The sequence below is a fragment of the Solitalea lacus genome (assembly GCF_022014595.1).
GTDB classification, from domain to species: domain Bacteria; phylum Bacteroidota; class Bacteroidia; order Sphingobacteriales; family Sphingobacteriaceae; genus Solitalea; species Solitalea lacus.
In genome coordinates, this window is record NZ_CP091740.1 from 2,597,166 (window position 1) to 2,620,440 (window position 23,275).

At 36.4% G+C, this 23,275-nt stretch carries 26 protein-coding genes; 19 read left to right on the forward strand and 7 right to left on the reverse strand.

What is annotated here, in order from left to right:
* Window positions 1-58: 58 nt before the first annotated feature.
* Window positions 59-1,093 carry a TolB family protein gene (locus L2B55_RS11015; protein WP_237845519.1) on the reverse strand — a complete coding sequence of 345 codons (1,035 nt, stop codon included), beginning with the start codon at window positions 1,091-1,093 and terminating at the stop codon, window positions 59-61.
* A gap of 27 nt (window positions 1,094-1,120) precedes the next feature.
* Between L2B55_RS11015 and L2B55_RS11020 the strand changes: the two genes are divergently transcribed.
* The 4 genes from L2B55_RS11020 to can all read left to right on the forward strand — a co-directional run bounded on the left by L2B55_RS11020 (window position 1,121) and on the right by can (window position 4,446).
* On the forward strand, window positions 1,121-1,690 hold the full coding sequence (locus L2B55_RS11020) for a C40 family peptidase (RefSeq protein WP_237845521.1): 570 nt from the start codon (window positions 1,121-1,123) through the stop codon (window positions 1,688-1,690).
* A gap of 29 nt (window positions 1,691-1,719) precedes the next feature.
* Window positions 1,720-2,214, forward strand: a complete 495-nt coding sequence (locus tag L2B55_RS11025; protein WP_237845523.1) for a YdeI/OmpD-associated family protein — start codon at window positions 1,720-1,722, stop codon at window positions 2,212-2,214.
* 137 nt (window positions 2,215-2,351) lie between these two features.
* On the forward strand, window positions 2,352-3,734 hold the full coding sequence (locus L2B55_RS11030; RefSeq protein ID WP_237845524.1) for a dihydrolipoamide acetyltransferase family protein: 1,383 nt from the start codon (window positions 2,352-2,354) through the stop codon (window positions 3,732-3,734).
* 76 nt (window positions 3,735-3,810) lie between these two features.
* Window positions 3,811-4,446, forward strand: coding sequence for a carbonate dehydratase (can, locus tag L2B55_RS11035; RefSeq protein WP_237845526.1), 636 nt, complete (start codon window positions 3,811-3,813; stop codon window positions 4,444-4,446).
* Between the two features lie 67 nt (window positions 4,447-4,513).
* On the opposite strand, the gene L2B55_RS11040 is transcribed toward can, so the two are convergent.
* The gene (locus L2B55_RS11040) at window positions 4,514-5,629 is read right to left on the reverse strand and encodes a trans-sulfuration enzyme family protein (protein ID WP_237845528.1); all 1,116 of its coding nucleotides are present in this window, start codon (window positions 5,627-5,629) and stop codon (window positions 4,514-4,516) included.
* Between the two features lie 69 nt (window positions 5,630-5,698).
* Here L2B55_RS11040 and L2B55_RS11045 point away from each other — a divergent pair, with 69 nt between their 5' ends.
* The 14 genes from L2B55_RS11045 (at window position 5,699) to miaA (ending at window position 17,371) form a co-directional block, all read left to right on the forward strand.
* On the forward strand, window positions 5,699-6,514 hold the full coding sequence (locus L2B55_RS11045; RefSeq protein WP_237845530.1) for a CHAD domain-containing protein: 816 nt from the start codon (window positions 5,699-5,701) through the stop codon (window positions 6,512-6,514).
* 141 nt (window positions 6,515-6,655) lie between these two features.
* Entirely contained in the window at window positions 6,656-7,864 is a 1,209-nt protein-coding gene (gene mqnE, locus L2B55_RS11050) for an aminofutalosine synthase MqnE (protein ID WP_237845531.1), read from the forward strand.
* A gap of 101 nt (window positions 7,865-7,965) precedes the next feature.
* Window positions 7,966-8,655 carry a histidine phosphatase family protein gene (locus L2B55_RS11055; RefSeq protein WP_237845532.1) on the forward strand — a complete coding sequence of 230 codons (690 nt, stop codon included), beginning with the start codon at window positions 7,966-7,968 and terminating at the stop codon, window positions 8,653-8,655.
* 10 nt (window positions 8,656-8,665) lie between these two features.
* Entirely contained in the window at window positions 8,666-9,427 is a 762-nt protein-coding gene (locus L2B55_RS11060) for a menaquinone biosynthetic enzyme MqnA/MqnD family protein (protein WP_237845533.1), read from the forward strand.
* 9 nt (window positions 9,428-9,436) lie between these two features.
* Window positions 9,437-10,213 (forward strand): DUF3050 domain-containing protein, encoded by a 777-nt coding sequence (locus L2B55_RS11065; protein ID WP_237845536.1) that lies wholly within the window; start codon window positions 9,437-9,439, stop codon window positions 10,211-10,213.
* Window positions 10,214-10,518: 305 nt separating this feature from the next.
* A complete protein-coding gene (locus tag L2B55_RS11070) occupies window positions 10,519-11,574 on the forward strand; it encodes a hypothetical protein (RefSeq protein WP_237845538.1) in 1,056 nt (351 codons plus the stop codon).
* Between the two features lie 26 nt (window positions 11,575-11,600).
* Window positions 11,601-12,758: a BamA/TamA family outer membrane protein gene (locus L2B55_RS11075; protein ID WP_237845542.1), complete on the forward strand. Its 1,158-nt coding sequence runs from the start codon at window positions 11,601-11,603 to the stop codon at window positions 12,756-12,758.
* A gap of 326 nt (window positions 12,759-13,084) precedes the next feature.
* Window positions 13,085-13,312 (forward strand): GNAT family N-acetyltransferase, encoded by a 228-nt coding sequence (locus L2B55_RS11080; protein ID WP_237850287.1) that lies wholly within the window; start codon window positions 13,085-13,087, stop codon window positions 13,310-13,312.
* 143 nt (window positions 13,313-13,455) lie between these two features.
* Entirely contained in the window at window positions 13,456-13,833 is a 378-nt protein-coding gene (locus L2B55_RS11085) for a hypothetical protein (protein WP_237845543.1), read from the forward strand.
* An 89-nt stretch (window positions 13,834-13,922) separates the two neighbouring features.
* Window positions 13,923-14,279: an iron chaperone gene (locus tag L2B55_RS11090; protein WP_237845544.1), complete on the forward strand. Its 357-nt coding sequence runs from the start codon at window positions 13,923-13,925 to the stop codon at window positions 14,277-14,279.
* A 96-nt stretch (window positions 14,280-14,375) separates the two neighbouring features.
* Complete coding sequence (locus L2B55_RS11095) at window positions 14,376-14,993, forward strand: HPP family protein (RefSeq protein ID WP_237845545.1); 618 nt, start codon at window positions 14,376-14,378, stop codon at window positions 14,991-14,993.
* A 64-nt stretch (window positions 14,994-15,057) separates the two neighbouring features.
* Entirely contained in the window at window positions 15,058-15,570 is a 513-nt protein-coding gene (locus L2B55_RS11100; protein ID WP_237845547.1) for a DinB family protein, read from the forward strand.
* A 47-nt stretch (window positions 15,571-15,617) separates the two neighbouring features.
* Window positions 15,618-16,460, forward strand: a complete 843-nt coding sequence (locus L2B55_RS11105; RefSeq protein ID WP_237845548.1) for a hypothetical protein — start codon at window positions 15,618-15,620, stop codon at window positions 16,458-16,460.
* Window positions 16,457-17,371: a tRNA (adenosine(37)-N6)-dimethylallyltransferase MiaA gene (gene miaA, locus L2B55_RS11110; RefSeq protein ID WP_237845549.1), complete on the forward strand. Its 915-nt coding sequence runs from the start codon at window positions 16,457-16,459 to the stop codon at window positions 17,369-17,371. Before L2B55_RS11105 ends, miaA begins: the two co-directional genes overlap by 4 nt.
* Window positions 17,372-17,379: 8 nt before the next feature.
* On the opposite strand, the gene L2B55_RS11115 is transcribed toward miaA, so the two are convergent.
* The 4 genes from L2B55_RS11115 to queA form a co-directional block, all read right to left on the reverse strand.
* A complete protein-coding gene (locus tag L2B55_RS11115) occupies window positions 17,380-18,048 on the reverse strand; it encodes a response regulator transcription factor (RefSeq protein ID WP_237845550.1) in 669 nt (222 codons plus the stop codon).
* Between the two features lie 32 nt (window positions 18,049-18,080).
* Window positions 18,081-18,857 (reverse strand): sensor histidine kinase, encoded by a 777-nt coding sequence (locus L2B55_RS11120; protein WP_237845551.1) that lies wholly within the window; start codon window positions 18,855-18,857, stop codon window positions 18,081-18,083.
* A gap of 80 nt (window positions 18,858-18,937) precedes the next feature.
* Entirely contained in the window at window positions 18,938-19,606 is a 669-nt protein-coding gene (locus tag L2B55_RS11125) for a 2-C-methyl-D-erythritol 4-phosphate cytidylyltransferase (protein ID WP_237845553.1), read from the reverse strand.
* A gap of 92 nt (window positions 19,607-19,698) precedes the next feature.
* Window positions 19,699-20,748, reverse strand: coding sequence for a tRNA preQ1(34) S-adenosylmethionine ribosyltransferase-isomerase QueA (gene queA, locus L2B55_RS11130; RefSeq protein WP_237845554.1), 1,050 nt, complete (start codon window positions 20,746-20,748; stop codon window positions 19,699-19,701).
* A gap of 166 nt (window positions 20,749-20,914) precedes the next feature.
* Here queA and L2B55_RS11135 point away from each other — a divergent pair, with 166 nt between their 5' ends.
* A complete protein-coding gene (locus L2B55_RS11135) occupies window positions 20,915-22,165 on the forward strand; it encodes an ABC transporter permease (RefSeq protein WP_237845556.1) in 1,251 nt (416 codons plus the stop codon).
* A gap of 75 nt (window positions 22,166-22,240) precedes the next feature.
* On the opposite strand, the gene L2B55_RS11140 is transcribed toward L2B55_RS11135, so the two are convergent.
* Window positions 22,241-23,221, reverse strand: a complete 981-nt coding sequence (locus L2B55_RS11140) for a bifunctional heptose 7-phosphate kinase/heptose 1-phosphate adenyltransferase (RefSeq protein WP_237845558.1) — start codon at window positions 23,219-23,221, stop codon at window positions 22,241-22,243.
* Between the last annotated feature and the right edge of the window lie 54 nt (window positions 23,222-23,275).

The window sequence follows — 23,275 nt, forward strand, 5'->3', positions numbered from 1 at the left end:
TAAAAGAAAAGGCATGAACCATAGCTCACACCTTTTCCAAACTGAATCAAAAAGTCTTTTAATCAACCAAAACCTCAGGATTAATGATACTAAAATTACTTCCCTGATAAAGTATGGTAAAGCCACCACCGTCGCTATTTATCCTGGCAATACCAGAATTTCCGGTTAGGCCTTGTCGATATTGAAAATAAATTAAACCATCTTGAGCAACTGTTGCATTTTGTTTAACCGATTTATCTGTCTTTAAATCATACATCTTACCACTTATACTTACCAATTGCAAATCAACATATTCAACCTCACTCAAACATCCAGGAGCCACACTGTAAACGATATGTTCATTATCATTTGTAAATGAGGGCTTTCCATCCCAATATTCATTCGAAGTAAGTTTTCGTTCATTCTTTAACTTAAAAGTTGATGAATCCATTTGCGCAACATAGATCTCCATGTATTTCGAAGGACAAAGACTATACGGTGTGCCCAAAGATTGTGCAGAGTAGGTAATATATTTCCCGTTTGGAGAAAATGAAGGATCCGCAAATTGAGTTGACCGCGTACTAATCTGAATTGGATTTTTCCCCATTGAATCGGTAAGCACTAAATGCCATCGATATCTGTTCTGGTCATTTTTATCACTTATTTCGGCGGCCATTAAAATTTTGCTTCCATCAACCGACCAACTTGCAGAATTATGACCTCGCCATTTATAATCATTTAAGGTAATAAGCTTTTGCCCCTTGCCTCCATCAATATTAAAGAGCCAAAGCTCTGAATTTTTAGCATTGTTATCTTTTATAATCAACCCCTTAGGTGCACGATAACAAATGAACTTTCGCTTATCGGGCGCAATTTTAATCCCCCAATAATTGAAACCATCGTCATTGGTAATTCGACTTTCCTCCTTAGAGTTCTTCTTATAAATTTGATACGTACCGGATTTGTTGCTGCTATAATACAAAGTTTTGTTAGCTTCAATTGGTACATCAATTGCCACCCTGGGCTCAACCTTTTGTGCTTTAAGTTGAAATGTTGAAATTAAAAGGCAAGAAATTAAACTGAATCGCGTTATTTTGACATTGATTTTGCTCATAAATCAAAAGTATTAATTAGAATCTGAATGGAAAACGTAAAAACTAAACTATACGTATTAATCACGCTTTTTTCTTTTAGTGCATGTTCCACCCGCAAAACAATTACAGGTCCCAACATTGGTAATAGCACAACTACCCAGCTTAACTCTACGAACTATTCGTCAGTAAAAGACAAATACCTAATCGGATATTACGCTCAGGAATTAGGCATAAACGAAAAAGAACTCAAAAATGTCAATTTATTACGTTTTATAGATGACTGGATAGGGGTTCCATATAAAATCGGAGGCATGACCAAAGCAGGAATTGATTGCTCGGGCTTTACAAGTTTGCTCTATAAAACCGTTTACGAATTAAGTATTCCTCGCACCACCAGTCAAATTTATTCAATTATGGATCAAAAGCCATATACTGCATTACGTGAAGGAGATTTGGTGTTTATGAATTATGACGGGAAAAAAAATTCGCATGTAGGTATTTACTTAAAAAACGGACGTTTTGTACATGCATCAACCAGTAAGGGAGTAATGATCAGCGATTTTAACCAATCCTGGTATCAAAAAGCCTATAGTGTAGGAGGGGAGCTGAAGAAGTAATACTTTCTAAGAATCATTCTGACTAAACTATGACATCACTTATTATTGATCAAACTGTGCAATTGCAAAAATTTCCAGGTAAAGCCGGATGGACCTATGCACCACTTGATTTAAAGGGTAAGGAATCAAAAAAGCTAAACTACTTAAAAGTTAAGGGCTCCATTGATACTTATGAACTAGCTGAAACCCATTTAATGCCAATTGGCAACGGTAAACTATTTATTCCTGTTAAAGCAGAAATACGAAAAAAGATAAGAAAAGAAGCTGGTGATTGGGTTCAATTAATTTTATATAGATTCAATCCAGAAAATGAAACCGCTACTATTGACTCTTTCTTAGCTTGCCTGGAAGACGAACCTGAGGCATTTGCCAAGTTCCAGCAATTTACTCTAGAAGAACAGAAACAATACACCCAATGGATATTTTCTTCCGACAATGAAGATATTCAGGTACAAAGAATTGCATTAGCCGTAAACAATATTGCACAAGGCTTTAAAATGAATAAAAATCAGATTAAGAAATAAGTTTCTTAAAGCCTTTGGGGAAACAATGAATGCAACCATTGCGAATTTAAGGGAAGGCGTTTCATGATGCTTAAAATAAAATTTCTACATTTGTCCATCAATAAATTAACCTTTAAATAAAAGAGATTCTACATTCTATGGCACGTTACGAGTTGATTATGCCCAAAATGGGTGAAAGTGTAGCTGAAGCTACCATTATCAAATGGGTGAAAAACATCGGTGAAAAAATTGAGGCAGATGAAAACGTTCTTGAAATCGCCACCGATAAGGTTGATTCAGAAGTGCCATCTCCTGTTTCAGGAACTTTAGTGGAGTATTTATTTAATGAGAATGATATTGTTCAAGTAGGTGCAGCTATAGCTATTATTGAAACAGATGTTGCCGAAACTACTAACTCTGTAACTCAAGTTGAACCTCCTGTTCAAATTGAACAAACTAAAGGTGATGACTTGCCAGACTTAAACCTTGTAAATGCCACTTTAGGACGTACTGAAGAAACGGCAGCTCCTATAAAATCTAACGGAATTCGTTTCTATTCTCCATTAGTACGTACCATTGCAGAAAGCGAGGGTGTTTCAGCAGCCGAACTAGATGCTATTCAAGGTACCGGATCAGAAGGAAGGGTTACAAAACAAGATATTTTAGCTTATGTTCAGCAAAGAGCATCAGGAGCAGTTAAAGTAACTCCAGTAGGTCAGCCTTCAGCTCCTGTTCAAAAAACTGAACCTGCTAAGGAAACTCCGGCTTCACCTAAAGCAGCTCCTGTTGCCTCAACAATTGAAATTAAGGCCCCTGCAGTTTCTGTTGGTGGAACTGATGAAATCATCGAGATGGATCGCATGCGAAAACTTATTGCCGAGCATATGGTAATGAGTAAACATGTGTCTCCGCATGTTACTTCATTTGTTGAAGCTGATGTAACCAATATTGTTCAGTGGAGAGATAAAGCGAAGAAAACCTTTGAGAAACGGGAAGGTGAAAAAATCACTTTTACACCAATTTTCATCGAAGCTGTTGCCAAAGCAATTAAAGACCTCCCAATGATTAATGTTTCAGTTGATGGAACAAAAATCATCGTTCGTAAAAACATTAACATTGGTATGGCTGCTGCCTTACCAAGTGGCAACTTAATTGTTCCTGTAATTAAGAATGCAGACCAAATGAACTTGGTTGGTTTAACAAAATCAGTTAATGATTTAGCAAACCGCGCTCGTAATAATAAATTGCAGCCTGATGAAATTCAAGGCGGGACCTTCACACTCACCAATGTAGGTTCTTTTGGTAATGTAATGGGTACACCTATTATCAACCAACCACAGGTAGCAATTTTGGCAGTTGGGGCAATTAAAAAGAAACCCGCTGTAATTGAAACTGAATTTGGTGATGTAATTGCCATTCGCCATATGATGTTCCTATCATTATCTTATGACCACCGTGTGGTAGATGGCTCACTTGGAGGAATGTTTGTTCGAAAAGTAGCTGATTATCTTGAGGCATTCGACCCGAATAGAGATATTTAATAATCTTCATATAACGTCTCGGTAAAACCGGGACGTTTTTTATTGTTATATAACCAATTAACCTACTATAAATATCATGAACGAAATAGAAAAACTATTTGAGAATAATAAAAAGTTTGTTGACCACTGGTTAAGTATTGATGAAAACTACTTTATAAATCTGGCTAAACAACAAGATCCTAAGTTTTTATGGATTGGCTGTGCAGACAGTAGGGTACCTGCAAATGAAATTACGGGATTGGCTCCAGGAGAGGTATTTGTGCACCGTAATATTGCCAATATGGTTGTTCATACCGATATAAACTGCCTTTCTGTAATTCAATATGCGGTAAAAGTGCTTAAGGTAGAACATATTTTGGTAGTTGGTCATTACGGATGTGGTGGTGTTAAAGCTGCTATGGGCAATTCAAATTTTGGGTTGATTGATAACTGGTTAAGAAATATTAAAGATGTATATCGTATGCATGAAGACCAGTTGAATGTTATTACAGATGAAGAAGAACGTTTTAGATTGTTATGTGAAATCAACATTAAAGAGCAGGTACTAAACGTATGTAATACCAGCATTGTTCAAAAAGCCTGGGAAAGCGGACAAAAATTATCGGTTCATGGTTGGGTATTCGATGTTGCCGATGGTATTTTGCATGATTTGGATGTTACAGTTTCCGATATCAGCCAGATTAGCACCCTTTATCAGTATAAAATTAAATAGGTATCATAAAGCATGAAGAAGCTAAAAGCTTCTTCATGCTTTAATTAAACATAAATAATCCTTCCATTTAGATCGTTAAGGCTCTATCTATATCAGCAATTAAATCGTCAATATGCTCCAAACCGACTGAAACTCTTAGTAAATTTTGAGGTGTTTTAGTTTCTGATCCTTCTTGTGAGGCGCGATGTTCAATAAGGCTTTCAACCCCACCCAGGCTTGTTGCCTGTAAGAACAAACGGGTATTATTACATACTTTAACAGCTTTTTCCATACCACCTTTCACACAAAAAGAAAGCATTCCACCAAAACCATTTTTCATTTGCTTGGCAGCCAATTGATGATCAGGATGTGATAGTAATCCGGGATAAAAAACTTGTTCAACCCTGGAGTGTTGCTCAAGAAATTTCGCCAATGCAAGCGCATTCTCTGAATGCCCCCTCATACGATATGGTAATGTTCTGATACCCCTTAGTGTTAAATAACAATCAAATGGAGAAGGTACCCCACCTCCAAGTATTTGAATATGACGAATTCGCTGAAAAAACTCATTATTATTCTTGGAAATAACTGCTCCACCTAATACATCACTATGACCGTTGATATACTTGGTTGTAGCATGCATGACCACGTCAACCCCCATTTCTAAAGGGCGTTGAATACATGGAGTTGCAAAGGTATTATCAACTGCGGTTATTATATTATTCTGCTTAGCCAAGTGTACAACCCGTTCTATATCTGTAATTTTCATTAGCGGATTAGATGGAGTTTCCATCCAAATTAACCTTGTGTTAGGACGTATATGATTTTCCACTTCATTAAAATCTATAAAAGTGATCCACATTTTAAGGTCAATAAAAATTTGTTTCAATTGATTGCGTAAACCATGATACATATCATCTGGAGCAATGATGTGATCTCCGGGTTGCAATGCCTGAAAAACTGCAAATGCCGCAGCCGAACCAGAACCAAAGGCTAAGGCTGCTTCACCACCTTCTAATGCGGCCAAACAAGATTCCAATTGCTTTCTATTTGGATTATTATGCCTGGTATACATAAAACCTTTTGAATAGCCTAAATCTTCGTCTCTCAGAAAAGTAGTCGATAAGTGAATAGGAGGGGTAATGGCACCGGTTGCACTATCAGGTTCGTTGCCGGCATGTATGGCCAATGTTTCAAGTTTCATAAATAAGCAATTTGTAATTGATAGCTGAGATGGTTACTAAAAAGCCTAAATTTAAGAAAGAAATGTATTGTGGGAACAGAAAAAATCATATCAGCTACTATTTCATCGCAACTTTATCAAGCTATTGATGAAACTCAAAAGGAATGTTCTAACGACCATCTGCATACACTTCGGCTAAATCTGAAAAAAATAAAGGCACTATGTATTTTGTTTGCAAACAATAATAATGAACACCAAAATTCAAAAGCTTTATTTCTACCCTTTAAACGCCTCTTTAGGCATTCCGGAAGATTAAGAGACAACTTTCAACTTGAAAAACGCCTGATTCATTATTTTACTGAAGATGAAAAACTCATCAATTGCTTACAGGACAAACTTCATAATCGAAAAGAAAAACTAACGGTAAGCTATTTGAATAAGGCCGAAAATTTTGAGCATGAAAAGGCAGCTAGTACCCTGGATTATTTATCCTTTCATTTAGACGTAAAGAGCCCTCTGGAACGACTAGGCAATTATAAAACTTTTACGCGTCTAAGATTGGCATCTGTAGAAGAACAAGTTCTACAAGGACCGAATAAGGGACAGCTTCATCATATTCGGGCACAACTGAAACATATATTAATGCTATATAAGATTTTAAATGTAGTTTCAAACAGGTCTAACCTAATCACGCAAATAGATAATCTGCAAGAAGAATTAGGGAACCTTCACGACTTTGAATTATTATATCATTATGTAAATGAACATATTGAAGAAGAAAGTAAGCATCGGAATATTTCACCAATACTACTCACTCGAATACATTCCTTGAATGACTTCATAGAAAAATTACGAATCAATTGTCTTAAAAAACTCACTTTGTTAATGAATAATTCGCATTTTTGAAAACAGTTTGAAGCTTATTTATGTTTATTTTCAAATAGTCAACATTGTTTACTATTTGCTGTAAATGTATATTTGCAATCCTTTCAGAACCAAACTTTCGTAACACAGGTAGAGGTTTTCTATTTTGTTAAAATTTAATACATGAGCGCTGAAACACAACTCGACATACTATTAGCAGATCCGCACCTTGCCCCAGATCTAAAAAACATTGCCCAAAAGGTAAAAGAAAGTGCGCGCATTACATTTGATGAAGGTGTATTGCTTTATGAAAAAGGTGATTTAGGTTATTTAGGAACGCTTGCAAATCATATAAGGGAGAAGAAACACGGCAACTACACGTATTTCAACCGCAATTTTCATATTGAACCTACTAATCTTTGTGTATACGACTGTAAGTTTTGTTCTTATTCGCGCTTAATTAAGCAAAGGGCAGAAGGTTGGGAGTTAACCATGGATGACATGTTGAACATTGTGAAAAAATATGATGGAAAACCTGTTACCGAAGTTCATATTGTAGGCGGAGTATTACCTCAATATGATTTGAAATTCTATATGGAATTATTTAAAGCCATAAAAGCCCACCGTTCCGAATTACATGTGAAGGCCCTGACACCTGTTGAATATCACTATATCTTTAAAAAGGCCAAATTAAGTTATGCAGAGGGCATGAAATTGATGAAGGAAGCAGGTCTGGAATCCATGCCTGGTGGAGGTGCTGAAATATTTCATCATGAAATTCGTGATCAAATTGCTGCAGATAAATGTACAGGAGAGCAGTGGCTGCAAATACATGAAGAATGGCACAAATTAGGTATGCGTTCTAATGCAACTATGTTATACGGGCATATCGAAAGCTATTGGCATCGAATTCACCACATGGATGAATTGCGAAAGCTTCAAGATAGAACCGGCGGTTTTCAAACGTTCATTCCATTAAAATTCAGAAACAAGGACAATCAAATGTCGGATGTTCCTGAAACATCAGTCGTTGATGACTTGAAAAACTATGCAATTAGCCGTATTTATTTAGATAATTTTGATCATATCAAATCTTACTGGGCAATGATTGGCCGTGTAACCACACAACTTTCATTGGCATTTGGGGTAAATGATATTGATGGAACCATTGATGATACTACAAAAATCTATTCAATGGCCGGTTCGGAAGAACAACACCCGGCAATGAGCACCAAAGAGTTGGTTGATTTGATTAAACATGTCAACCGTCATCCGATAGAGCGTGATACATTGTATAACATCATAACAGATTATAATGAGTACGATTTCTCGGCTGAAGAGAAGGAGGTTGAATTTATTTCACTTCCGGTATTGAATGAAGTGCGCAACTAAAACAGTTTGCGTAAATTGTTAAAAGATTAGGTTGAATACTTTTAAACCAAAACAAGAAAGGTTTAATAGCAATTAGACCTATTAGCTATTAAAAGAACATTATGCAGGAATTACTTACAAACCATCCGGCATTTTCCGGTGATAATGAAGAATTTCAGCTTCAAGATTATAAGAAGGTACTTTACATTGTACGTCACGGTGAAACCGACTATAACCGTAGTGGAGTAGTACAGGGCCGTGGTGTAAATACTGATTTGAATGATCTGGGCCATGAACAGGCTCAGAAATTCTTCAAAAACTATAAACACATTGCATTTGATAAGGTTTATACTTCAACATTAAAACGTACCCACCAAACCATGCGCCCTTTTATTTCTACAGGACTTGCATGGGAACAGCATCCCGGGTTTGATGAATTGGATTGGGGCGAAAATGAAGGAAAACCATATAAGTCAGAAGTAATTGATGGCTTTACGACTGTTACCAACGCATGGCTTGAAGGTAAATACGATAAACGTTTTATAGGAGGTGAAAGCCCCTTGGATGTAAGTGAACGTCAGATGCAGGCAATGGAATACGTAATGGGGAAAGAAGATGAAAGGAATATTTTAATTTGCATGCATGGCCGAGCAATGCGTATTCTCCTTTGTGGTTTATTGAATATTGAGTTCCGCAATATGGATAGATTTATTCATCAAAACACCTCATTGTATACACTTGGATACACCGGACAGCAATTTAATTTATTAACTTTTAATTCCCTTGCCCATTTGGAGCAAATAGAAAAGTGAGTATAAGCCCATGGAGAAACAAATAGAAAAATTAAGAGTTTCGGCAGTATCATATACCAATACCAAACCTTTTTTATACGGATTAGAACACTCAAACATACTAGACAAGATTGAGCTTTCACTAGATATTCCGGCAGATTGTGCGCAAAAGTTAATTGATGATAGGGCGGACGTGGGCTTAATACCGGTTGCGGCATTACTTCGCTTACCGTATTACGAAATTATCGGCGATTATTGCATCGGAGCAAATGGAGCCGTTAACTCGGTATTTATCTTCAGTGATTTACCTGTTAATGAAATAAAAACGATTCGTTTAGATGCACAGTCAAGAACATCAAACAACCTTGCTCGTATTCTTCTAAAAAAATATTGGAAATTGGATCCGATTATTCTGCATGAAGGAACAGCTGACGCTCAGGTGCTCATTGGCGATCGTACTTTTGGCCGCAAACATGAGTTTAATTACGTATATGACCTTGCCGAAGAATGGAAAAACTTTACCAGTTTACCATTTGCTTTTGCAGTTTGGGCCGCCAATAAACCTATAAGTCCAGAACTTAAACAAGAGTTAAACAGGGCCCTAGGTTATGGAATTACCCATAGAGAAGAACTGCTAAAAACAATGGACAAACGCAGCGACTTTGATTTAGACGATTATCTGCTGCATAAAATTGACTACGTGTTTGATGATAAAAAGCATCAGGCATTAAATTTATACCTTGAGTATTTGAAAGAAATTAACCAAAGTTTAGCTGCCCTTCCTTCAGTTTAAATCACAATTATGGTACAGGAGATACAACAAATACGAACAACTATTGAACCATTACGTCAACAGTTGATTAAGCACCCATTATATGAGAACATCAAAAGCATTGAACATCTCCGCATATTCATGCAACACCATGTATATGCTGTATGGGATTTCATGTCATTACTAAAAAACTTACAGCATCACCTTACCTGCACTGAAGCACCATGGAAACCAGTTGGCTCAGCTGCAACCCGTTATCTAATCAATGAAATTGTAACAGGAGAAGAAAGTGATGTAGACCAAGACGGCAAACGGATTAGTCATTTTGAACTGTATTTAGATGCCATGAAACAGGCTGGGGCTGAAAAAGCCAAACTTAAGTTCTTTTTGCAATGTGTTACAGGGATTTACTCTATAGAGAATGCACTACGGACGGCAGAGTTACCAGAATCAGTGCAACAATTTGTCAACTTTACTTTTGATACAATTGCACAAGGTAAATTGCATACCCAGGCAGCTGTATTTACGTATGGAAGGGAAGATTTAATTCCAGATATGTTCCTTTCTATTTTAAGAGAACTTGACCAGCAACATCCTGGGGAAATCAGCATTTTCAAATATTACATTGAAAGGCATATTGAGGTTGACGGTGGCCACCATGGTGAACTGGCTCTGCAAATGACAAATGATCTTTGTGGAGAAGATGACGATAAATGGATTGAAGCCGAAAGTGCCGTGGTTCAAGCGCTTAAAACTCGAATAAAATTATGGGACGGCGTTTTGGCGGAAATCAAAAGGGTGGGATAATATTATAACAGATCCTTAGTTGATAAAAAGGCTCATAATTCATAAGATTATGGGCCTTTTCTATATAAACAGGACCTTAATTCATCTTCTCAATAAATTATCTAATAAAATATTAGTAAATTAATACATACTAATAAACATGCTTATGACTAGTACTCTATCTTTATTCATATTAAACTTAAGCATTACTTTAAAACATCTGCCCAAAATACTGTTTAAGATACGATTTTGCACCTGAAACCTATTTATCGTATTAATTCAGCCAAAAGCCTTATAACTGATTAACTAACTACATTATAAATGCAATGAAACGTACGCTCTCTCTAGTTATTCTCTTGTTAATTGGCATTTCCCTAAGGGCACAGTATACCACCGTACCAACAAAAAAAGACAGTGCACGAGTTGCTGATAGCCTAAAAAACATCAAATACCCATACATTTTTCCTGCACTTGGTCAAAAAGCAGCATCGAAAGGGTTTAAGTTTCCCTTGCCGAACGGTTTAATGCTTAACACTATTTATACTAAACAAGATATAAAAATTAACGGCCTAGAAGTGGGCTTTAATAGTACAGAGTTAATTAATCTCGATTCAATTGTTGTATTTGATTATGTTACCGGTGAAGGATACATAACTAACTTTCGTTTTGACACTTACCTATTTCCTTTTTTTAATGTATATGCGCTTGGAGGAACCTTAAACGGAGAAACCATTGTCCAGCTGGCTGAACCTGTTTCTTTTAGAACTGTTACCAGTAACCCAGGTCAATATTATGGTTTTGGGCTCATGCTAGCCGGAGGAATAGGAAAACTTTGGGTAACTGGCGATATAAACTTTGCATGGACAGACTTGGATCTTCTGGATCGTCCCGTTAAAACACGGGTAGTAGGTATAAGGGTAGGGCGTACCTTTAACTTTAATGAACACCCCAAACAGAATATTGCCATTTGGGTAACAGCTCAAAATCAGAAAATTTTTAATGAAACCAATGGCCAAATTTCTTTCAAAGAATTAGGATTAGATGGCGATAAAATCAACGATTTACAATCACAACTTGATGATTGGTATAATAACCTCACGCCTCCTTTAAAGGAACTTTATGAGAATGTATATACCCGGTTAAAGGATGGGTTGGAAACAGCATCGAATACTCTTGAAACCGGATATGTTCGCTATCATTTCAGCAAAGGTTTATACACACCTTGGCACTTTTCAATTGGAGGACAATGGCAAATCAATCCGCGATGGCAAATTAGAGGAGAGTTCGGTGGAGCCTACAAAAAACAACAGTATATGCTTTCTGTAGGTTACCGTTTTGGTATTAAAGGCAAAAACATTATGTCGGGTGAAAAGAAAAAGTAAACTAAAGCTCTAACATTTAGACCTGTATGAACAATCGCATGCTCTCTTTGGTGTTCTTCCTATTTGCTCTAACAATTACCACTGTATCAGCCCAACCGATTGACACCCTAACCAAAAAACAACAGCGTCAACTTGCCAAAAAACAAAAAGAAAAAGAAGGCAAGTTCATGATTACTCCATTAGCGGGTCCAGCCTATACTCCTGAACTGGGTTTTACCATAGCAGGAGGTGTATTAACATCATGGAGAATGGATAAGGCCGATACAACTCTTCAACGGTCATCAGCTCCATTCAATATTGGATGGGGTTCAACAGGCTCTTATTTTTTTTCTACACGTGCCTCTGTCTTTTTAAAACACGATAAATATAGGTTATACACCGATGTATGGTTTAAAAACATGGATGACAATTACTTTGGAATTGGTTATGAAAATGGGAGATATACCCCAAAAAGTGACTCAACCACCAAGTATAATCGTGTTTGGCTCCAATTCTATCCACGTTTCTTATGGCAGTTTAAGAAAACTTTTTTTGCAGGTGCAGCTTTAGACTTAAATTATACAAAAGGAAAGGATCCCAGTCCAGGAGTTGCAGCCGATCCGGTTTATCAGCAATACAATGAAACACCATACAACAGTGGATTTGGCATACTATTTCAACATGACACCCGGGACATTACTGTTAATGCCTGGAAAGGAATTTTTCTTGAAGCACAAATTACTCTTTACGGGGGATTTTTAGGAGGTCAAAATAATTACCAGGTGTATTCATTTGATACTAGAAAATACTTTTCAATAACTAAACCCGGCCATACCCTGGCGTTTCAGTTACGCGGACGCTTTGCCGTTGGAAACGTTCCTTATGGAGAAATGTCTCAACTAGGTACACCATTTGACCTGCGAGGTTATTTATGGGGACAATACCGTAATAAGTCGATGTTATTTGGAATTGGAGAATACAGACATACCTTTTATAAAAAGGATGCTAAACCTTCAAAGTATGGAGCTGTTGGTTGGTTAGCAACAGGTTCAATTGGGGAAGATCCTACAGACTTTAAGCATTGGCTCCCCAATGGAGGAATAGGCTTCAGGTTTGAAGTGCAACCTCGCATGAACCTTCGTCTGGATTATGGCTTTGGTAAAGGATCAAGCGGTTTCTATTTCAACTTCCAGGAAGCATTTTAAAAATACACGTTTTATTTATCTTTATAGACCGTTCAATTAACCCAAACTACCAGCAATATCTTCTGCTTATTCAATGACAGGAAGACATAGTCCGCAAATAAAGGTATGGCCAATGACATAATCATAAGAGAATTCTGACCTACTGATAAGGCTCGGCTTATTGAAATAGTAAAACTAAATGTTCCTAAGTATTTTGCAGAAAGTGAAATTGAAGACCTGAACGAATATCTTGAATATAAAATTGAAAAATATTTTGTGGTTGAATCGGTGAAAAGATAATAGGTGCTGGAGGCATCAATTTTGATAATGATAATAGAACAGGCAAAATAAGCTGGGACATTATTGACCCTGATTTTCAAGGGAGAGGAGTCGGACAAAAGTTGCTTAACTATAGAATTGAGCTTCTTAAGTCAATTAAGGATATAGAAAGAATAAAAGTCAGGACATCTCAACTAGCGTACAAATTTTATCAGAAAAACGGATTTGTTCTTCAAACAGTTGTAAAGAATTATTGGGCTAAAGGTTTTGACTTATATGATATGCAATATGAATAACTTTACTCAGAAAAGTTCTATGCCAAACTGATATTCAAATAATTAAAAATATTATTTGTTAAGTTATGGCTAGTATTTCTATATTAATGTAATACAAGAATTGAAATAAAATAGCGACCTGACATATCTTTAACAACATTAAAATGAAAACAATAATACTGCTATGCGGAATTTTCAATATCGGTTTTGCCTTATTTCATATCGGCTTTTGGAAAATATTCAACTGGAACAGTAAATTAAAGAAAACGGGGTACATAAATAAAGCGATAATGCAAATACTCAATGTGCAAATCACTTACTATTTTTTATTTACCGCAGCAATTTGTTTCATTTATCCTTCTGAATTGCTGACCACCAGTTTAGGACACCTTTTTCTGATGGGCAGTTCATTATTTTGGTTTATTCGCACCATACAACAGTTCATATTTTTACGATCCAACCATTATAAAGTACATGTATTAACCTTATTGTTTGTCATAGGTACGTTATTGTTTATCTCTCCGGTTTTAATGAACAACTAATACATTACCTTGCACGCAACCATAAAACCTTAATTATTTTCATTAGTATAAATGTTCTCAGCAACAAACTTTAATTCTTGATTCCAAGTATGGCTATAGTGGTTAATACTATTGATGAATACATCTCTCAGTGTCCTGAAAACATACAACTTATTTTATCGCAAATTAGGGAATTAATAAAGAAAACGGTACCCGATGCGGAGGAAGCCATTAGTTATGGTATACCTACGTTTAAATTAAATGGTCGTAATTTAATCCACTTTGCCGGATATAAAAAACATATTGGAATGTATCCGGCCCCGCGAGAACACGTTGCATTTAAGGATACCCTTAAATCCTACAAAGGAGGAAAAGGAACGGTTCAATTCTCCTTAAATCAACCGCTACCAATTGAATTGATAATTGAAATAGTAAAGTATCGGGTTGCAAAAAATCAGGAGGATTAAGGAGCAATCTTGGGAACTTATCTTTCAGTAACAGATTTCTTTCACACTTAAAATTCCTAAAAGCCTACCTTTGTGGCGCAAACCAAACAATACTAGATGATTAAAAAAAGGATTAAAAGAAGCCTCCGAGTATCAAAATACATTATTTACAAAGAAACTCTTGTTGATTATAAAGAGCACTTTTGGTCGTTTATAGGAGCATTTGCCGGTATAGGGATCATTGCTTTTCTTCAAAGCCATATCTTACCTCCCAACGAAAACATTTTCTTAATAGGATCATTCGGCGCCTCGAGTGTACTGGTTTATGGTGCAATTCAAAGCCCTTTAGCCCAACCAAAAAACTTAATAGGCGGTCATTTTATTTCGGCATTTATAGGAGTTACAGTTTATAAGCTGTTTCCTGATATTGTTTGGTTAAATGCCCCCTTAGCAGTTTCGCTTTCCATAGTTATGATGCAAATAACTAAAACCATGCATCCACCCGGAGGAGCAACTGCGTTAATTGCTGTAACAGGTTCGGAGAAAATAAAAGCATTAGGATATTTTTATGTGGTATTTCCGGTATTGATGGGCGCATTAATTTTACTGGGGATGGCCTTAATATTTAACAATTTAACCTCTCACCGAAAATATCCAACCAACAAACGATTTACAGCCTCAATCAAGCGTATTTTAATTATAAAGAAAAGAATCTCTACTAAAGGATTATCTTAGTAACTTTATTTCAGTTCCTGCAATAACGTTCTTTTAGAACGATTTCTTATTAAAAATACTACAAATGAAACTCCCTGAACAAACAGAGTACAATCCGTATTTCCAGCATTACATTGACTTAGTGGGTGAAGGTGATTTTGAAACACTATTTCATCAAAACACTCTGCTAACAGCACAATATTTTAAGGAAGTGCCATCTGAAAAGCATAATTATAGGTATGCTCCAAATAAATGGAGCGTTAAAGAAGTGTTAATGCATATCATTGATACGGAACGAGTATTTGCTTATCGCGCCTTAGTATGCGCCCGTGGAGATAATTCGACTCCCTTGCATAGCATGGATGAAGATCTTTATGCTGCCAATGTTGATGTTACACATAGAACCATGGAAAGTTTAATTGACGAATTTTTGACTGTTCGTAAAAACTCTGAATTTCTATTCAAAAACATTAGCGATGAACAAAGTAAGTTTTTGGGTAATGGAGTAACACATAACATTAGTGCAAGAGCATTAGGCTTCATTATGATTGGACATATTCATCATCATGTGAATGTGCTAAATGAACGGTATTTGTAACTTATAAAACCTCATTTGTTATTTTTGAGCAATAATTAAGCATTACATTGAGTTCAGCAGATTTCAAGCAATGGATTGAAGAAATTGTTTCATTTCACCAGTTAATGATGGAAACTCATTTCTTAAACTCGTTGCCGGTTTACTTCATACCATCAAAACACTTAGCTCTGATCTATGTGCAGCTGACTAATAGTGATCAGAGTGTATCAATACCTGATTTACTGCCTGAAGAGTCTGATAAGAATCAACGCGTAATTGTCATTTGGGAAGATCAATGGATTACGCAGAAAGAGTTGATTCAATCAAGGATTCAGTCAATATTAGGAATCACTAAACGCATACACGGTCGGGCTACCAAAGTAAAGCGCATTGACAAAAATTTGCTTAACTCTTTTTTAGCGAATAACCATCTTAATGTTATAACCACTGCCAAATTCAAGTACGGGTTATTTTATAAAGATGAACTTGTAGCCGTTGCTTCTTTCAGTTCTGGAAGGTTAATGAAAACCAGAGGGGAAAATTATCGATCTTACGAACTCATCCGATTTGCCAATTTAAGAGGAAATACGGTGGTTGGAGGCTTAAGTAAATTGTTAAAGCAGTTTATCGAAGAGATTAATCCAGGAGACATAATGACCTATGCCGACCGTGAATGGTCGCAGGGGATGGGTTATGAAAAATTAGGGTTTATTTGTGAGGGAATAACTCCTGCGCAGCAATTTTGGCTCAAAGAGGGAGAGTGGATACGTTATTATACCCATAAATTGCCTGTTGAATTATTAAGGCAAAAAAACAGCGATGAAACCGAACAAGCATTTTTAAATCGATTGGGTTATGTGCAAATTCAAAATGCAGGGAACTATAAATATCGCTTAACACTTCAAAAATGAACAAACCTGATTTAGTCGTGATTTTGGGACCCACCGCTTCTGGGAAAACCCGATTGGCAGTACGTTTAGCTCATGAACTTAAAAGTGCAGTTATCAGTGGCGATTCACGCCAGGTTTATAAGGATATGAATATCGGAACGGGCAAGGATTTAAATGAATATACCTATAACGGCCAGCCTATTCCATATTACCTGATCGATATTAAAGATGCGGGAGAGCGCTATAATATATCAGAGTTTCAGCGTGATTTCTCAACGGTTTATCAGCAACTTCACTCAGTAGGTAAGCTCTCTGTACTTTGTGGTGGAACGGGATTATATATTGAATCCATTTTAAAAGATTTCCAATATACATCCATACCGGTAAACGAAGCATTGAGAGCCCGTTTAATTTCAAAATCAAAGGAAGAATTACTTGCCATTCACCAGCAAACTCCCTCAGCTTATTCAGCGTTGGCCGACATTTCAACTTCTAAACGATTAATCAGGGCAATAGAAATTGGAACCTATTTGCAAAGTAATGAACATAAAAATGAACCAAATGCCAAAATCAATACGATTTTGTTTGGCATTGATGTTTCAAGAGATGTTCGCAGACAAAGGATTTCTACCCGTTTGGAACAACGTTTGAATAGCGGAATGATTGAAGAAGTAAAGGATTTATTGAACAAAGGTATTTCAGTAGAAGATATAATTTACTATGGTTTGGAATATAAATTCATTACGCTGTACTTGCTCGGTGAATTATCGTATGATGAACTGTCCAATCGCTTGGAAAATGCAATTTGTCAGTTTGCTAAAAGACAAATGACTTATTTCAGAAAAATGGAGCGTGATGGCTTTACTATCAATTGGATAAACGGAGAATTACCTATTGATGAACAATTGAAAGTTCTTTTAAGTCACCTGTAAGTATAAACTTATTCCAATATCTCTTCTTCGGTAATCAGTTGATGTCTTAAGGCGTAAACTACCACACCTGCTGTATTCTTCACGTTCATTTTTTCCATTATACGCAAACGGTAGCCCTCAACTGTACGCTTGCTTAAATAAACCTGCTCAGAAATTTCTTGAGCCGTTAGCTGTTTACAGATAAATTTAATGATGTCCTTTTCTCGTTCGTTAAAATCAATTTGAGGAGTTTTGGCATCTTGTTTACTTTTAGCAATCATCTTCACCAACTTCATTGAAGCCGCTTCGCAAAAATAGTTACCATCATCATAAACAGTTTTTATAGCATCAATAATTTCGTTTTTATGGGCGTTTTTTAGCAAATAACCCTTAGCACCTGCCTCAAACATATCAGCTATCAAATTATCCTCATCAAACATTGATAAAGCAATTACCTTCACATCAGGAAACTTATCTACAATAATTTTAGTCGCCTCAATACCATCCATAGTTGGCATTTTAATATCGGTAATTACCACATGTGGTCGATGATAACTGATTTTGTTGATTAGATCAACTCCGTTTACAGCTTGATCCAAAAGGTTAAAATCCTTTTCCTTTTTTATAACCAAACTTAAACCGTCACGAAAAATCTCATGATCGTCGGCGATAATTATGTTAATTTCAGTAGAGTTCATCAGGCAAAGGTTGTTTCAATAGATGTACAAAATTAATTATTTGTGGAATGATTTATGGGAATTTCAAAAATAAATGCCACTCCTTTGTTGGGTGAACTTTGATGGAATAATTGGCCGCCCAAGACGTCAACGCGGCTCTCAAGATTCTTCAAACCCAATCCACCTTCCTTGCTTACGTCTTTATTTTTCATCGACTCAAAGTCAAAACCTTTACCATTATCACTTGTTTGCAACAGCAGCATTTTTTCTTGCTGAGTAAGCTTAATAATCAATTTTGATGCTCCGGAATGCTTAATGGTGTTATTAATGATTTCTTGCACAATTCGGAAAACATTAATCTCCATATCTTTATTAATGCTTAACTCAGGAATTTCGCAAGAATAACTGATTTTGATTCCATTTTGATTATCTGCCTTATCAACAAATTCTTTAATTGCTGCATCCAGCCCTTTTCGAACTAAGGTATTAGGCATCAAGTTGTTTGAAATTTGCCTAATGTTCTGCATAATGTCGTCAATGTAAGTCCCGGCCTTATGCACAATCTCTGTATCATCTTCTCCAACATCTAAACTATTGATGTACAACTTTACAGAAGAAATCAGCGGACCGATACCATCATGCAATTCAGAAGCAACTCTACGACGCTCATTCTCAAGAGTATTGATTTCAGCATTGATACGCTCTTTTTGTAATGCAATAAAACGACGCTGATATAAAATTAATGAAGTAACAAAGTAGATAATGATAATACTGAATAATACAATTGCAACTATAATTGCTAGATAGAGTTCTTTTTCTTTTGCGTCCATACAAGCGCTTCAACACCTGAATTAGTTAACAAAGCTAAAATTATTAAATATCTGTCCCGCACAACAGATTCACAAAAATATTACAATCTACCTATTATAGCCTCTGCAAATAGCAAATCTTCAGGATAGGTGATTTTTATATTCTTGTAATCACCTTCAGTAAGTAGAATGGTTGTACCTAAGGCTTCGACTACACTGGCATCATCCGTAAACTCTTCTTTGTACTCCTGCTCATAGGCCTGTAGTATAAGTTCCGCAGAAAAACATTGAGGTGTTTGCACCAAATAATAATGTTCGCGATTAATCGCTACCGAAATATTGTTCTCGACCTTACGGATAGAGTCTCTACATTTAACCGCAGGCACTGCATTACCATTCTTTTGCGCTGATTGAAATAGATCAACAATGAACTGATGGCTCACCAAAGGCCTTACCGCATCATGCACAGCTACAACTCCTGGAGATTTCACCAACGACAATCCATTTTTTACCGATTCAAAGCGAGTTTTACCTCCGGCAATTAAGGTGTGTGGAGTTGTAAATTTATGTTCTTCGCAAAGTTTTTTCCAGTGTTCGTGATATTCTGGGTGCATTACCAATATAATTTTGGGTACCAGAGGCCATTGATAAAAAGCCCTGATACTATGCATCAGAATAGGCAATCCTTTTAGTTCAAGAAATTGTTTAGGTACGCTGGCCCCCATTCTGGAACCTGTACCACCGGCCACTATAATTGCGTAATAGGTCAATGTATAATTATGAGTTTAATTATGAATGATGAAGGCTTTATTCTACAACAAAGCATTCATCATTCATAATTCAACATTGATAATTATTAAAATTAGATAATTAACATAGCATCACCGTAGCTATAGAAATGATATTTCTCTTTAACGGCAATTTCATAAGCATTCATTATGTTTTCATAACCACCAAATGCAGCTACCATCATCAATAAGGTAGATTCAGGTGTATGGAAATTGGTGATCATTGAGTTGGCAATGCTGAAATCATAAGGAGGGAAGATAAATTTACTTGTCCACTCGTTAGCAGCCTTCAACGTTCTACTTGCTGAAACAGCCGACTCAATTGCACGCATAGAAGTTGTACCAACAGCACAAATCCTTCTTTTCTGCTCAATTGCACGATTTACAATATCTGCATCTTTTTGCTCAATGATGAAGTGCTCTGAATCCATTTTGTGTTTGGTCAGATCTTCTACCTCAACAGGACGGAAAGTTCCTAAACCAACATGTAAGGTAACCTCTGCAAAGTCAACTCCTTTTAACTCCAATCGTTTCAATAACTCTTTACTAAAATGCAAACCAGCAGTAGGAGCAGCCACAGCACCTTCATTCTTAGCAAATACAGTTTGGTAACGCTCTTTATCTTCAGCAGTAGCTTTACGTTTAATGTATTTAGGAAGAGGAGTTTCTCCTAAAATCTCAATGGCTTCACGAAACTCTTCATCGGTGCCATCAAATAAAAAGCGAATGGTACGACCGCGAGAAGTTGTATTATCAACAACCTCGGCAACCAAAAGGTCATTATCGCCAAAGTATAACTTATTACCAACCCTGATTTTACGGGCAGGATCAACCAAAACATCCCAAAGGCGCATTTCCTTGTTTAACTCGCGCAACAAGAATACCTCAATTTGTGCACCTGTTTTTTCCTTATTACCATACATACGGGCTGGAAATACTTTGGTGTTATTCAAAATCATTACATCTTTATCATCAAAATAATCCAATACGTCTTTGAAAATTTTGTGCTCTATCTTTCCTGAATCTTTATGTAATACCATTAAACGGGCTTCATCCCTTGTTTCCGATGGTTTGTGAGCTACTAATGATTCAGGTAAATGAAAACTGAATTGCGATAATTTCATGTTATATGAGGATTATTAGATTTTTGTAAAATGTGGCAAAGATAGGCATTTTGAATCATAAAATCTTCAATATTACCAATTGCTTTTGAGTTTATTTTTATGCTTTATGAGTAAATTTTTACATTAGCACCTAACTTTACCATTGATAATTAATTAGATTTGATAAATGATCTATCTGCGTTTAATTAAGGAAAGCTTTGCCTTCGCGTTTGAAGCGCTTAGGACAAACAAACTTCGTACCTTTCTTTCATTGCTGGGTATTACTATTGGTATTTTAACTATCATTTCAATTTTAACCGCTGTTGATGCGTTAAAACGAAATGTTAAAGCCAGCGTTGATAAGCTTGGAAGCAATACCATGGTAATTGAAAAATGGCCAATGCTGTTTCAGGACGATTACCCTTGGTGGAAATTCATCAATAGAAAACCGGTGGATGAAAAAGACTATAATGCTTTAATGCCTAAAGTAGAAACCGTTGATGCTGCAGCCTTTTATACTGTTACCTCAGGCAAAACCATTAAATATAAAAGCAATACTGCAGAAGGCGCTTATATGTTAGGTGTAACCTATGATATGGATAAAGTGTATACGTTGAACATAGAGCAGGGTAGATATTTTACACAAAATGAAGTGCAGAGTGGACGCCCACTTGCAATTTTAGGACATGAAATAGCCAACGGTATATTCAAAGGAGAAAATCCAATAGGCAAAACTGTTAAAATTGGCGCTACTAAGGCACAGGTTATAGGAGTTCTTCAAAAAGAAGGTACTTCAATATTAAACTTTACCGAAGATGATAACTGTGTTTACCTGCCCTTAAACTTCGCTAAAACAATTATTAACCCACGTGACGAACGAAATGACCCGCGTATAATGCTAAAAGGTAAGCCTGGTATTCCAAACGAAGAAGTTGAGGCTGAGCTGAAAAGTGCGATGCGGTCCATCAGAAGGCTAAGCCCTCTTGAAGAAGATGACTTTGCCATTAATAAGATTACCGTTTTAGCTAATCAAATTGACGGTTTATTTGCCGTTTTAAATTTTGCTGGTTGGGTTATTGGCGGCTTTTCAATTTTGGTAGGAGGTTTCGGCATTGCAAACATCATGTTCGTTTCTGTTAAGGAGCGTACTCACATTATTGGTATTCAAAAGTCATTGGGAGCCAAAAATTTCTTTATCCTTCTTCAATTTTTGATTGAGGCAATTGTACTTTGCTTAGTAGGAGGTCTCATCGGTATGGCCATTGTTTTCATATTAAGCTTTGCAGCCACAAGCCTTATTGGTTTTGACTTTAGCATTAACATCGGCAATGTCATTGTAGGTTTAGGAATTTCTGTCTTTATAGGCACCCTGGCAGGTTTTATTCCAGCCTTTACAGCTTCAAGATTAGATCCGGTAGAAGCTATTCGTTCAAAATAATTTTAGTATCGTATTTGAAGATTGAAATTTAACTGTGCAATCAAATTTTCAATCTTCAAATAAACTCTTTAAAAGCTATATTTTATGCTTCTTCGCTTCTTCCAATAGCTGCATTTTATCAACCGGCACAACGCCAAGCTTTTCACAGACCAAACCTCCGGCCAAATTGGCTAATGCCGTAAATTGAGAAGGTTTTAGCCCTGCCGCTAACCCTAATGCTGCAACACTAACAACGGTATCTCCGGCTCCGGATACATCAGAAATATCTCTGATATGAGCAGGGATCAGCATCTTTTCCTCAGCGCTGTTAATATAAATCCCTTGTTCAGATAAGGTAACCATTACCATACTCGCATTTAGTTTATGCTTTAGTAATTCAATTGCATCAACTAGCTGATGATGATCCTTGGCATCAATATCCACTTTTAACCCTTCTCTCAGTTCTTTTAGATTAGGCTTAAAAAGTGTTACATTTTTATAATGAAGGAAGTTTTTCTTCTTGGGATCAACAATTGTAGGGATATTTCTTTCTTGGGCAAGCTCAACTATTTCTTCAATTAATTTATGCGTTATTACCCCTTTGTCGTAATCTTCAAAAATAATTGCATCTACTTTTTCAATATCAATAATCTGGGCAACCTTGCCAATCAATTGCTCTGTCTCGGTTTTGGTAATGTCTTTGATCACCTCCGAATCAACCCTTAGCATTTGTTGATGGTGACCAATAAGTCTTGTTTTTACAGTAGTTACTCTGTTATCACTCTTTATTATTCCTGCATTAGAGATGTTTTGGTCGTTCAACAAACTATCAAAAGTGGTAGCATGTCCGTCGTTACCAATAACAGAACAAATAATAGGTTTGGCCCCCATTGCCAAAATGTTGAGTGCAACATTAGCGGCTCCGCCTAAACGGTTTTCTCTCTTAGTTACTGATAGAATTGGAACAGGTGCCTCTGGTGATATGCGATCAACATTTCCCCATAAATAGGAGTCAATCATAACATCACCGATAATTAATACAGTTTGTTTTGCAAGCTTATTGAAAATCTCTTTCATCAAAGGCTTAAGTTTGAAGGGGCTAAAATTAGGTATTTTTAACGAGGTGTTCTA